Source organism: Paenibacillus sp. DMB5, from assembly GCF_001517085.1.
Taxonomy (GTDB): Bacteria; Bacillota; Bacilli; order Paenibacillales; family Paenibacillaceae; genus Paenibacillus_AQ.
On sequence record NZ_LRAC01000140.1, the window covers coordinates 100,051 to 113,666 of the forward strand.

Annotated in this window: 8 protein-coding genes and 2 pseudogenes; 5 read left to right on the top strand and 5 right to left on the bottom strand. The window is 56.4% G+C overall.

All coding sequences use genetic code 11. The features are described 5' to 3' along the window. Positions 1–141 precede the first annotated feature (141 nt). Positions 142–2,051 (bottom strand): annotated as a pseudogene (locus tag AWJ19_RS23155) (beta-N-acetylhexosaminidase). Between the two features lie 255 nt (positions 2,052–2,306). Here AWJ19_RS23155 and AWJ19_RS23160 point away from each other — a divergent pair. From AWJ19_RS23160 to AWJ19_RS23180, 5 genes and pseudogenes are all read left to right on the top strand, one after another. After that, positions 2,307–3,440, top strand: coding sequence for an amidohydrolase/deacetylase family metallohydrolase (locus AWJ19_RS23160; RefSeq protein ID WP_068727440.1), 1,134 nt, complete (start codon positions 2,307–2,309; stop codon positions 3,438–3,440). Continuing rightward, positions 3,406–4,506, top strand: a pseudogene (locus tag AWJ19_RS23165) (DgaE family pyridoxal phosphate-dependent ammonia lyase). Before AWJ19_RS23160 ends, AWJ19_RS23165 begins: the two are co-directional and overlap by 35 nt. Before the next feature lie 2 nt (positions 4,507–4,508). After that, a complete protein-coding gene (locus AWJ19_RS23170) occupies positions 4,509–5,276 on the top strand; it encodes a KDGP aldolase family protein (RefSeq protein ID WP_241781857.1) in 768 nt (255 codons plus the stop codon). Then, positions 5,269–6,282, top strand: a complete 1,014-nt coding sequence (locus AWJ19_RS23175) for a sugar kinase (RefSeq protein ID WP_068727442.1) — start codon at positions 5,269–5,271, stop codon at positions 6,280–6,282. The genes AWJ19_RS23170 and AWJ19_RS23175 overlap by 8 nt, the downstream gene beginning before the upstream one ends. A 9-nt stretch (positions 6,283–6,291) precedes the next feature. Next, complete coding sequence (locus AWJ19_RS23180) at positions 6,292–7,005, top strand: GntR family transcriptional regulator (protein WP_068727443.1); 714 nt, start codon at positions 6,292–6,294, stop codon at positions 7,003–7,005. Positions 7,006–7,212: 207 nt separating this feature from the next. Here the strand turns inward: AWJ19_RS23180 and AWJ19_RS34270 are convergent, their stop codons facing one another. The 4 genes from AWJ19_RS34270 to AWJ19_RS23195 form a co-directional block, all read right to left on the bottom strand. Further along, positions 7,213–7,515, bottom strand: coding sequence for a hypothetical protein (locus tag AWJ19_RS34270; protein WP_082708076.1), 303 nt, complete (start codon positions 7,513–7,515; stop codon positions 7,213–7,215). Positions 7,516–7,520: 5 nt separating this feature from the next. Next, positions 7,521–9,254: a serine hydrolase gene (locus AWJ19_RS23185; RefSeq protein WP_198536626.1), complete on the bottom strand. Its 1,734-nt coding sequence runs from the start codon at positions 9,252–9,254 to the stop codon at positions 7,521–7,523. Positions 9,255–9,848: 594 nt separating this feature from the next. Next, entirely contained in the window at positions 9,849–13,010 is a 3,162-nt protein-coding gene (locus AWJ19_RS23190; RefSeq protein ID WP_068727444.1) for an MMPL family transporter, read from the bottom strand. Beyond that, on the bottom strand, positions 12,988–13,461 hold the full coding sequence (locus AWJ19_RS23195; protein ID WP_068727445.1) for a MarR family transcriptional regulator: 474 nt from the start codon (positions 13,459–13,461) through the stop codon (positions 12,988–12,990). Before AWJ19_RS23195 ends, AWJ19_RS23190 begins: the two co-directional genes overlap by 23 nt. Positions 13,462–13,616 lie beyond the last annotated feature (155 nt).

The window sequence follows — 13,616 nt, forward strand, 5'->3', positions numbered from 1 at the left end:
CTTTAGTGCCGGCGCACAATTTTCACTCTCTTTCGAACATTTCCGGACGGTTTTCATGATGTTTACATGAACAAAGAAGCCGCTCCGTGTCAGCCGGGCTATCACCGGTCGGAAGCGGCTTCTATTAGGGTTACGGAACTTCTAGAACGGATTCAGCACGTGGAAAAAGACATTCGGAGACGCCATCCGGTAATAATAGCTGCACCAGCCGGCTCCCCGGTTGTTAAAGCGGTTGGCCGAGCTGTACGGCAGGCGTTCCTGCTCCAGCTCCTCAATCCTGGCGATCCGGCCCTCCGTATAGTCCAGCAGCCGCAGGGCGGCGGAGTCGAGCCGGCTGAGCAGTCCGCCGTACCGGATGTCCAGCACCTCCCACCCGAACGGCTTGAACATCCGGTGCCAGGCGGCCCGGAGCGCGCTGCGCCAGCTCCCGCGCCGCCTCCGCGATCTCGGGCAGCCGGCGCACGGCTGCATCGGCCAGTGTCCCCGCATCGCCGGCGTCGTACGCCCGCTTCAGCTCCACGCCGAGCTCGCTCTTGCGTTTCAGTACGGCGCTCAGCTTCACCGGCACCTCCAGCATCGCCGCCGCTTCCGGATCGGCCGCGCGGGCGGACGCAATCCGGCGCTCCAGCCCCTCGTAATGGGCGTTCATCTCAAGGCCTTCGATCTGCCGGTCGAACAGGCCCAACAGCACGTCCTGGTACAGCAGAAACTTCGACGGATTGCTCTGGACCCGGTTATCCGGCTCCGCGCCCGGCGTCTCGTCGAGATCTTTCATCAGCAAATAGCTGTCCGCTTCGATCCCAGTGCAGAACCTCACGCGCTCCGCCAGGGTCTCCCATTCCGGCGAGCCTTCTGAATAGGCATGCTCCGCGTACTGCTGCAATCCGAGGAGCGCCGCGAACGGATTCCCCTCATTGCCGTCGTCTCCCCACATCGTGGCGTACACCTCGCGGATGCCTTCCTTCTTGCAGACTTGAAGCGCGGTGTCAGACGCTTTAAGGGACAGGCCGTAGTTGACCCCGAACGTATTGAAAATCCACACCGCCCCGGCGAATGTAAGCCTCGAGCCTAACGGGCGTGCTTGGCAATCAACGCCTCATAGTCAGCGGCCTCCGTGTGCACATAATCCCAATACACCATCCCGACATCCTTAGGTATGCGCCGCTGCATCTCTTCCGGAATCTTTGTTTCCCCCTCGTAATATTCGCTGCCGTTTGACGAGGCGAGCTTCAGGAACATATCGCTCCACATCAGCGGCTCCAGTCCTTTGCTGCGGACAACGGCCAGCACCTCTTCAAGATGTGAGGTCATGATGTCGAACCGGCTGATATAGCCGTTGCGGTCCAGATATTTGCCCCGGCCCAGCTCTTCCGCTTCATCCATGCCGATGTGAATCTTGCGGCTGCGGAACGGGCGCTCGCAGCTTCGATCATCCGCCCGATCAGCGCGCGGGTCCTCTCTTCGCCGACGAGAAGTGCGCCTTTCGTATCCTTGTAATGGGATACTGGCTCCCATTTCAGGAATTCCTCCAGATGGGCCAGCGTCTGAATACTCGGGAACGCCTCAATACCGAACTGTGCGGCGTAATCGTCGATCTCGCGCAGCTCCCCGCGGGAGTAGCGGCCCCGCATGTAGCCGAAATAAGGCTCCCCTTCAATCTCGTATGTATCCTCCATGTACAGCATAACAGTGTTCAGTCCCATCAAAGCCATCCGGTTCAGCATGGATTTAAAGCTCTCTACCGTCAGGACCGCGTTCCGCGACAGATCAAACATCGGGCCGACCAGGTCGAATTGCTGACGCTCCCGGATTCGGAACGGCTTCCCCTTGCGCATATGCTGGACCAGCAGACCAAGCCCGCGGAAGAACTGATGGGTTTGTGCATACGATATATAGGCCTTCCCCTCTTCCCAGCCGGCCTCGATCCCCTCTTCGTTTACGCCGACACGCACGGGCGTGCCATCCTCCCCGATCTCGAATCCAAGCTCCCCGGCTATGATCCCGATCCCGGGCAGCAGCGGCGCTACGTCGCCTTCGAACCGAAACTTCATTTCCCCATCCTCCTCTGATATCAAGTTAAGCTGAAGCAGACATCATCTGCTAAACAGCTTCTCAAACAGCTTCCCGAACAGCTTCCCGGACAGCTTCTCAAACACCGGTTAGCAAACAAACTCCCTCATAAACATTATAACGTTATATTGTATTTTCTGATTTCTATGGTATCTTAAATGTACGTCGAAGCGCAATACATGATTATCGGCGGCAAGAAACGAAATTCATTTATTCAACATAGGCAGGTGAATCATATGCGGGAACACAATCATACGCAGGAAGCGACGCTGGTGCTCTCTAATGTGCGGATGACAGACGGCCGCAGGGCTGACATCGTGCTGGACGGAGAACATATTGCGGAGCTGGCTCCTCCGGGCCAAGGGCAGGCCGAACGAAAGTTGGACTGCACGGGCCTGTATGTATCCAGCGGGTGGATTGACATGCACGTGCATGCGTTCCCCGAGTTCGACCCTTACGGCGACGAGATCGACGAGATCGGTATCCGGCAGGGCGTTACAACCATCGTCGACGCCGGAAGCTGCGGAGCGGACCGGATTGGCGAGCTTGCCGCAAGCGCTCGGAGCGCCCGGACGAATCTGCTTGCCTTTCTGAACATTTCCCGCATCGGACTATCGCGGATCGACGAGCTCTCCAGACTGGAGTGGATCGATGCCGAACGGGCGGCGGAAGCCGTCAGGGCTCATCCGGACCTGATTGTCGGGCTGAAGGCCCGGATCAGCGGCAGTGTCGTCAAGGAGAACGGCATCCAGCCGCTCCGGATGGCGAGAAGCCTGTCCGGGGCGCTGTCACTGCCGCTCATGGTACATATCGGCTCTGGACCTCCGGATATCACCGAGGTTATTCCGCTTCTGGAGAAGAACGACGTGCTGACCCACTATTTGAACGGGAAGCACAACAATCTCTTCGACGCCGCCGGCAATCCTCTTCCGGTGCTGACCGAGGCCATCTCACGGGGCGTGCATCTGGATGTCGGTCACGGCACGGCAAGCTTCTCCTTCCGGGTGGCCGAGGCCGCCCGGAGGCACGGCATTGCGCCGGACACGATCAGCAGCGATATTTACCGCGGCAACCGGCTGAACGGTCCTGTATACAGCCTGGCGAATGTAATGAGCAAGTTCCTGCACCTGGGTTATTCACTCCAGGAGATCGTCGATGCCGTCACCGTCCGCGCGGCGGATTGGCTGAACCGTCCGGAGCTGGGACGGATCCGCCCCGGCGAGTCCGCCAATCTGACGCTGTTCGCCGTCGAGGACGGCCCGGTCCCGCTTACGGATTCGGAAGGAGCCGTCCTGACAGCGTCCCACAGCATTCATCCCAAAGGAGTGGTTATTCATGGACAATACGCTGCATGTGAAATACGGCCTTAAACGGGTCATCAATGCCAGCGGCAGAATGAGCATACTCGGCGTCTCCGCCCCGTCCGACACGGTGATGGAGGCGATGAAGACCGGCGGTCAGCAATATGTAGAGATCGCCGACCTTGTGAATAAGGCGGGAGATTACGCCGCCCGGCTCATCGGGGCGGAGGCGGCCATCGTCGTCAACTCCGCCTCCAGCGGCATCGCTCTTGCAGTTGCCGGCATCGTCACACAGGCGACCGGCGCCGTCGCTGCGCCTGCATCAGGATCCTATCCCGAAGAATGAGATCATTATGCTTAAAGGTCATAATGTCCAGTATGGGGCTCCTGTAGAAACGATGGTTTATTTGGGCGGGGGCCGGATCGTGGAAGCCGGATATGCCAACGAGGGCCGGGCGGAAGATATTGAGGAAGCTATATCCGATCATACCGCGGCGATTCTCTACGTCAAATCGCATCATGCCGTGCAGAAGAACATGATTTCCGTGGAGGAAGCCTCCGAGCTGGCCCGCCGCCGGGGCGTCCGCTTATCGTCGATGCCGCGGCGGAAGAGGATCTGCGGAAATACGTTTCCCTCGCGGAACTTGCCATCTACAGCGGAAGCAAGGCCATTGAAGGCCCGACCTCCGGCCTTGTCGCGGGCAAGCGAAGCTTTATTGAGTGGGTCAAGGTCCAGATGCACGGGATCGGTAGAAGCATGAAGGTCGGTAAAGAAACGACCTTCGGGTTGCTCCAGGCACTGGATGAGTATATGGTTAAGGAAGATACGAGCGAACAGGAACGGACGGCGCTGCAGCCGCTGCTTACGCTGAATGAAACACCCGGTGTCCAGGTGACGATTGTGCAGGACGAAGCGGGACGGGCGATTTTTCGCGCACGGGTAAAGATCGACCCTCAGCAGTCGGGGACCAGCGCTGCAGCCGTCGTCGAGGCGCTGCAGGGGGGCGAGATCGCCATTTATACGCGGGATTACGGAGTGAGACAGGGGTATTTCGATATCGATCCGCGGCCGCTTCAAGGCGATGACATCGCCGTCATTCAGGCCAGAATTCAAGAGCTAGCAGGGGGGCAATAACGATGAGCGACATCAATCAAATGAATATCACCGGACGGCTGTATAAGAACCGTGCGGCTTTGAACGTACTGGCCGGCAGCATCGGCAATGCGAAAGACGTCTATGAAGCGGCAGAAGGCCATGTGCTCGTCGGCGTGCTGTCCAAGAACTACCCGAACGCGGCTGAAGCGGCAGCTGCGATGAAGGAATACGGCGCGGCTATCGAGGACGCGGTGTCCATCGGACTTGGCGCAGGCGATAACCGCCAGGCGGCGGTCGTGGCCGAAATCGCCAAGACGTATGCCGGCAGCCATATCAACCAGGTATTTCCGGCGGTTGGAGCGACCCGGGCGAGCCTTGGTGCACGGAACAGCTGGATCAACAGCCTTGTGTCTCCCTCCGGGCGTCCAGGCTATGTCAACGTTTCGACCGGTCCGTTCAGTGCCGCCGGCGAACATGCCGTCATTCCGGTCAAAGCGGCCATCGCGCTGCTCCGCGATATGGGCGGAAACGCCCTGAAGTATTTTCCGATGAACGGGCTTACACTGGAGGAGGAATACCGCGCCGTGGCGAAAGCCTGCGGTGAGGAAGGCTTCGCCCTGGAGCCGACCGGCGGTATCGACCTGGACAACTTCGAGCCCATCCTCTCCATCGCACTGGAAGCGGGCGTTCCGCAGGTGATTCCCCATGTCTACTCCTCCATCATCGACAAGGCGACGGGCGACACCCGGGTTGAGGATGTGCGCACCCTGCTGGCCATCATGAAAAAGCAGGTCGATCTCCATGCCTAAAACGGTCGCCGCCTTCGGAGAAGTGATGATGCGCCTTCAGGTGCCAGGCTTCAGCCTGCTGTCCCAGAGCGATACGCTTCAGGTGTCGTACTCCGGCACAGGTGTCAACGTCGCATCCGCTCTGGCCCGGTTCGGGCATACCGGATACCTCGTCACGACGCTGCCGGCCAACGCAATCGGGGATGCGGCGGTCGCCAACCTGTGCAAGCTGGGCCTGCTTCCCGCCCATATCCGGCGCGCAGGCGCCTACATGGGGATGTATGTGCTGGAGAACGGCTTCGGCCCCCGGCCAAGCCGGGTAACCTATACGAACCGGCTGGAGAGCAGCTTTAATACGGCTCCTGAAGGAGCGTATGATTTCGCCGCCGCACGTGAATGCGATGCCGTTCATTTCTGCGGGATCACGCTGGCGATGAACGACACGGTCCGGCGGCATGCGCTGTCCTTTGCCCGGACCGTCAAGGAGGCGGGCGGCCTGGTCGTCTTCGACTGCAATTACCGGCCTTCCCTGTGGGGGGAAGACGGGTATGCGAAGGCCAAGCCGTGGTATACTGAGATGCTGGGGCTTGCCGATATCGTCATGATGAACGAGAAGGATGCCCTCTATATTCTGGGGATGACAAGCAGGCGGGAAACCCGGCAGGAGCAGCTGGAAGAGCTGATCCCCCAGGTGGCCGATACATACGGCATCACCGTCATCGCGGGGACTCACCGCAAGGTGAACCCGGACAATACCCATTCGCTTCAAGGTTATTTGTATAAACATTCCGCCTTCGCCTATTCCGACCGGCTGACCTTCCCGGTCCATGACCGGATAGGAGCCGGGGACGCTTTTGCGAGCGGAATCATTCATGGAGAGCTGGAAGGCTATCCGCCCGGGACGGCGGTCCGTTTCGCGGCAGCGGCTGCGATGCTGGCACATACCATTCCGGGCGACACCCCCCTCTCTCCCGAAAGCGCCATCCTTCGGGCCATGACCGAAGGAAGCGGCGATGTAGAAAGGTAGGAATACAGCGTGAGTTTATCCCGTAACAAGCGGCCTTTATATCAGCAGATCAAGAATATTATCAAAGACCGGATTCTTCACGGCCATTATCCGCTGGAGTCCAACATCCCGCCCGAGCCCCGTCTGGAGGAGGAGTTCGGCGTCAGCAAGATTACGATCCGCAATGCCATTAAGGAGCTGGTCCAGGAGGGCTACCTGGAAACGAGCAGCGGCAAAGGAACGAAGGTGATCCGCAACACCTCCACTTCCAAGCGCTCCACCTGGAAAAGATTCACCGAGGTGCTTGTGGAAGAGGGCCGGGTCATCCGCAAAGTGCTGCTCAGCGCGGAGGTCGTCATTCATGAAGAGGGCAGCCGGCCTCACGCTCTGTTCGGAGACACAGGTCTGCGGATCGAACGCCTGTATGAGCTGGACGGCAAGCCTTATATCCATTACTCGCATTACTTCCCGGGCTGGATCGGCGAGGCGGATCCCTCGGAGCTGGACGCCCAGTCCCTGTACGGCTGGCTGGAGGAACACAAGGTGTCGATAGCCAAATTCAGGGACGAATTCGCCGCTGCGTCCCCGCCGCCCGCCGTCGCAGGTCTTCTGCAGACCGGGGAGAGTCATCCCCTGCTCAAGAGATACCGATACGCCTATGACGAGGCCGGCAGCGTCGTTGAATACAGCGAAGGGTATTACCATTCCGAACTTCAGCCTTATGTTGTCAATTATGACGTTTGATCGGATGAATTAACCGCAAACTTGACGAAACATCAAAAGGGACCCTTCCGGGTCCCTTTTGATATTTGCCTTTGTTCCCTGCTGCCTGTGTTCCATTTGCCTTTATTCTCTGCTTCATTTATTCCCTGTTGCATATATTCCTTATTTCCTTTGTTCCCTGTCGAGCTCTCTTGTGCTCTCTTATGCTATTGCTTTGAATTCAGCCGCCTACTGCATCAGCGGCTGCTCCGGCAGCATCAGGTAGTATTGGATCGCGGCCAATTCGGCCCGCTTCAGTCCGTGCTGCGAGCCGTAGTCATAGATTCCATTGCTGACCGTTACCTCGGGGCCGTGAATTTGGAGATCAACGACCGCCTTCACGGCCTCATCTGCCCAAGGCGAAGTGCCAGCCGCCAGTTTGGCGTTGCCTGCGCTGCCCTGGAACCCGGATATTTGCAGAAGCTTCAGCGTAATGACTGCGGCCTCTTCACGCTTGATGATCCGCTTCGGCTCGAACAGCCCGTTGCCCATGCCTGTCAGCAGTCCAAGCTCGGCGGCCGCTGAATCTCCGCTTGATAAGGAGAAGCCGTCAAGTCCTTGAATACAGGCTTTTTCGTTGATGGTGGCAGTCCGAACTGGCTCATCACCGCATGAATGAATTCCTCACGGTTAACCTGTTCGTCCGGACCAAAGGAGCCGGAAGGATCATTCGGGAGCACGCCCAATGACTGCAGGCCGAAAATATAACGGGCATACGGATGATCCTTCGTTACGTCCGTAAATCCGGTCCCTTCCGCCAGTTTCACCGCGTAGCTGCCCGGGTTGGCATATTTCAGGTAGGTGATCCGGCCCTGAGCATCCTGCTTGAAGGCCAGCGGGTTGCCGTCCTGATCGGTAAACAGCAGGTCCCCGACCTGTTTGAATTTCACCTGCTGCCCGGCCTGGTCTGTCCCGGTCAGCGTTCCGTCCCCGCTCGCTTTAATATTCATCAGCAAAATGCCAAGGCGCAGATCTCTGTATACGCCCTCGAAACGGGCCAGCTCGGACTTTGGCTTCGGCGCATAACCAGAGTTTCCGATCTTCGGGCTGCCCGGGTAGAACTCATCCATAAAGGCTCCATATAGCCGCATCGTTAAGCTGGGGTCAAGCGCCGTTGTCGAAACGAATACGCCGGACTGTTCACCCGGCAGCAGGAACATGTAAGATTCAAAGCCCGGTATGCTGCCGCCCTTGGCAATGATGAACCGGCCGTTGGCGTCCGTCAGCGGTGCGGGAGCCTCGAAGCCGTAAGTCATATCGGGTACGCTGGGATGAATGGATACCTGGTAGGCGGACATCGCCTGATGAGAAGACCCTGAAAGCAGGCTTTGTCCGTTAGAAGTTTTTCCCCCGTTCAGGAAGGACGTCATAAATTTGGACATGTCCGCCGCGGTCGTGATCATGCTTCCCTCCGGCAGCACCTCCGGCGACAGACGGTAATCCGGCATTTGTTCCCCGCTCACCTCATAAGCCGCCGGCAGCCGCTTCGCAAGCGCTCCGGCAGGATCGTAGGTGCTGGAGGTCATGCCAAGCGGAGCGAATATATGCTTGCTCATGTACTCGTTAAAGGACTCGCCGCTGGCCTTCTGAACGATATAGCCGACAAGCTGGGAGGCGAAGTTATCATACATGTAAGAGGTTCCGGGCTCTCTGACCACCGGCGGGAAAGTTGAAAACACCGATTCTTTAAGCGTCACCGGCTTGGCCGAAGGATCGAACAGCACATTCGCTTCCGTGGGGTCTCTGACCTCGAAACCGGTGGTGTGCGTCAGCAGCATTTCCACCGTTACTGGTTTGCCGAACGGGTTGGTAAGCTTGTAGCCGTCCAGGTATTTTTCGATATTGTCCTGAAGTCCGACCTTGCCTTGGTCCACCAGCTGCATCAGCGCGATCACCGTAAACACCTTTGACACGGAGCCGACCCGGAAGGTTGTATTGGACGGATTCACCGGGTTCCCGGATTCCTTGTCCAGCTTTCCGTAGCCCTTCTCCGCAACAACAGAGCCCTTCTTCACGACCGATACCACCGCCGCGGCTGTCCCCAGCCGATTCTGTTCCTCCGCAAAAAAACGGTCCAGAAATGCCGATACCGTCCGGGCATCCAGAACATTCGCGCTTGCCGCCGCCGCGGACACAGTCGGAATGGCAGCCTGAGCGCCTGCAACGGGTACAGCTCCCGTAAATATCAGTATCAACGCCATCAAGCCCGCCGCGGTTCGTTTCCTCTTCATCTGATCAGCCTCCGTTTGGTTGGTTATGGATTGGAATTCGTACATAAAAAAGGTACCATTACCATCCACCCTTCCAAAACGTACCAAAGTCCGTATTTTCACTGGCCTTAGGTCCAGTTGCCATTTGCCCTATAAACCAGCCGCTGTCTCCTATATGGTTGTATGCCTAATACCGGTATCGTTCGAGGATAGCCTTTCATACAAAGTGATGGGCGCAAGTACGCCGTCCATTACCGCTGATTACTCCGCGAAAAAGAGCCTTATCCCCGGAGGCGGGGAATAAGGCTGTTGTATCGGTTCACTTTTTCATATCCTAACCATATTCCTTAAAACCACAGGGTCAAACAGGGGTGCTCATATAAGCTGTGAAGGAAGCTTGACCAGCACTTCATATTCCTGATGATACCGTCCTGCGTCCGAACTTCCGGCACGTAAACCTCCGTCTCCGTACCAGCGGAATCCCGGTCCATTATACCGCGGAAAATCCCTGAAATTCCGTTTCACCTCTCCTCCTTCCTTCCCGATCCAGCCGGAGCAGCCTTATTACGCGCATAACAAGCACCAGTAATTCACCGATGTTCTTTCGTTGCTTATTTACATATGCATGTCATGCTTGGTTGTCTCTCCGCTGTCTTTGACGCTGAACGGCCACCAGTTCGCCCGCCCGAACATCCGCACCATCACCGGAACGAAGAATGGCAGGAAGACCAGCGCATACAGGGCAAGACCCGATAACACCACAGTGGCAATCTGCATCATCGACAATACACCGGATGGATACATGGAAGCAAAGGTCCCGCCTAGTATGACTACCGCTGACAGGATAACCGTACCCATATTGCGCATCGCATGCAGAATCGCTTCACGTACATCCCATGTTTTGTTCTCGTTAAATCGGGCCATCAGGAAGATACTATAGTCTACACCTAATGCAATCAGCATTACGAAGCTAAAGAACGGCGTGGTCCAGGTAATACCGGAATAATCCAGCAGATTCACGAAGATTGCTTCCGTAATGCCAAGCGCCGTAAAGTAGGTGATTACGAGCGATACAATCAGATACAGTGGCATAATAACCGAGCGCAAGAGCAATACAAGAATGATAAAAATCCCCGCAAGCATCAGCACAACCGTCCGTGTATAGTCCTCATTTGAGATCTTTTGCAAATCGCTGTACGTGCTGGTTACGCCGCTGATGGCTGTCTCGGCATTTTCCAGCTTCGTGCCTTTGACTGCACGGTCCACTGCCGCTTGAATATCTCCCATACTGTCAATCGCTTCAGAGCTGTAAGGATTGTAAGAAAATACAACATCCAGCGTCATCACCTTGCGGTCGTCAGAGAGATATGTGTCAAACACCTGCTGAATGCCTTCAGCTTCCAAAGCTTCCGCCGGAACAAAGAATCCGCTCAGCTCATCGTCTTTGGCATCCTGAATCTGCTGCAGGTAATCCTGGGCAGAGCTCAGACCCGTGGTGATCTGCTTAAGGCCGTCCGCACTGTCACTAAGCCCGCTGGTCAGCTCGCCGATCTGCCCGGTCAGCTGTCCAAAACCGTCAGCCAGCTGCTGTTGTCCGCCCTGCAGCTGATCCAGCCCGCTGCTGATCGACGGAATCTGATCCACAATCCGGCCCTGCCCGGCTGCAGCCTGGTTCAGCCCTGTCTGCAGCTGTCCGATTCCGGCCACCAGCTTCTCAAGACCCTGGGCCAGCGCAGTCTGACCTGCTGCCGCCTTGGCATAACCGGCGTTGGCTTCAGTCAAGCCAGCCGCTGCGCTTTGAAGCTGGCCGGAAATCTGGCCGAGACCTGCTGCAAGCTGAGAAGCACCTGTACCGGTTTGAGTTACGGTACCTTTAATTGTCTGGTAATTCATATCTTGAAGCAGTTCTGGATGACTGCCTTCGAGGCTGGTGAAGGAAGCATCCAGTCCGGTTAATGCGGAGGCCACACCCTCAAGCTGGGTTTGCAGCCCGCCAAGGCCTCCGTCAAGCGCAGTCAACCCTGCGCCAATCTTCTTATAGCCTTCAAGCAGCGCAGCATTCGCATCTGCCAGCTGCTTCGCACTGTCTGCAGCCTGGGCCAGACCGGCTTTGATCTCACCGGCACCGGCAGAGCCGCTCTTAATGCCGCTCTCAATCCGGGAGAGGCCATCGCCAAGTGCAGCAATGCCCTGTTTGAGCTCCGCCGTTCCTTCCGTCAGCTTCGCACTGCCGGATACGGCCTCCTGGAGCTTCGGTTCATTGTCACTCAGCTGCTTGCTTGCTTCCGCAAGCCCTGACTGGATCTTGTTCAGTCCGTCATTGCTCTGATCCAGACCGTCAGACAATGTAGCAACCTGGGTCGGAATCAGGAAATCATTGATTTGTTCCCCGGTTGGACGTGACATACTGCGTACAGACTTGACGCCGTCCACCTTTTCCAGCTCGCGGCTGATTTTTTCAGCCAGGCCCATATATTCCGAGCTGTCCATACGGTCGTCATTTTTGATTACGATTTTACCCGGCATCGATTCACCCGGGCCAAAGCTCTCCGAAATGATATTAAAGCCTTTCACCGAGGCGTAATTCGAGCCGATTTCATCCATGCTGTTGAAAGACAGCTTCCCGTCATAAGTGATCAGGAACGGAGCAACGACAGCCGCCACAATCAGCAGCGCCGCCCAGGGTCTTTTCAGCGAGAAAGCGCCTGCAGCGCCCCAAATCCGGCTTTCACTATGCTCCAGCTTGCTGCTCGAAGGCCAGAACAGTTTTTTGCCCAGGACGGCCATAAAGAAGGGAACTACGGTCACGAGGGCCAGCAGCATTACAGCGATCCCTACCGCCACGGCCACCGCTGAACGGTACAGCATGAACTTCGAGAGGCCGATTGCCAAAAAGCCGACGAATACGGCAAGACCCGAATAGAACACCGTACCTCCTGCCTTGCGGTAAGTTGAGATAATGGCGCTTTTCGTATCTTCTGCAGTAGCCATTTCTTCCTTAAAGCGGCTGATCAGCAGAATACAGTAATCCGTCCCGATCCCGAACATCACGGCAACCATGAAGATTTGTGTGAAGGTCGATAACGGGAAGTCAAAACGGTCAACCAGAAAGGATACGATCGACTGCGATACAATATAACTCAGTCCCACCGTCAGCAGCGGCACAAACGGCGCAACGAAGGAACGGAACACGACAAACAGAATCAGCAGAATAAAAATAACGGTGATGTATTCTGATTTCTTCAGGCCGGCTTCCGAGCTGACAATCGTATCTTCGGTGATCAGCCCTTCACTGGTCAGATAATGATCGGCAGTGACATCTCCGAGCAATTCGTCGACCTTATCCGGCAAAGCCTTTACCTCTTCCTCCCCACCTTTTACCGAAAGCGCCACCATGATGGTATTGCCGTCTTTGGCAATCAGCGTATCCGCCAGCTCCGCCTGCGAAAAAGGATCTGTTATGGAGTCAAGCTTAAGTGCCTCCTTGTCCGCAGCCAGCTTCTCCACGCCTTGCCTGATGCTCTCTTTATCTTCGGTACTAAGCCCCTCCGGCTTATTGAACACAAGGGCTACCTGATGCAGCGTCTCTCCGCCCTTTGCAGCTGCAACCTCCCGCATAATTTCGGCTGCACGGGAGGAGGTATATCCGTCCGGAACAGAGATTTGCCCCTTCTCTCGAACGAGATCGGACATCGCCGGCGCAGTCATGAATAACACAACAGCGGCGGCGAGCCAGACTGTTATCACAGCCCACCTAGCTTTCAGTATGGTCTTCAAGCTTTTCTCCCTCCTGTTTCTCCTGCATTAAAAATGCCAGCTTCTCAAACATGGTGATGAATTTCTCGATATCCTCTTCCATAAAATAAAGCAGATAAGGAGAAATCACTTCCTTTACCTGTTTTTCAGCCAGCAGATATACCTGCTCCCCCAGCTCAGTGAGCGTCAAGTATATCTGGCGCCGGTCATGCTCATCACGGGTCCGTTCAATCATTCCCGCTTCAGCAAGCCGGTTGATAATTGCGGTAATTGAGCTCTTGCCGACACATACGGCTTCCGCCAGATAGGTTGAGGTGCACATCTCCTGGCCTTTGATCAGCCGCAGAATCAGAAACTGATCACTCGTCAGACCTTCGGCCATCCGCTCCTTGATCCGGGCATTGATCTGCCTTGTCACTACGAGATAGGCATCCACGTAGCGGTTTATCCACCGTTCTGCGTCTTCATTCAACACTGCTGCCTCCTGTCCCAATAATAGTTCACGAGTAAAATAGTTTCACAGTAAAACTATATTGTCATCTGCCTAAAAAGTCAACCTGTGACGGGCTCCTGTCTGCTGGAATCAATCACTCCCCAAAAACAACAAAAAAGCTACCCGGGATGGAC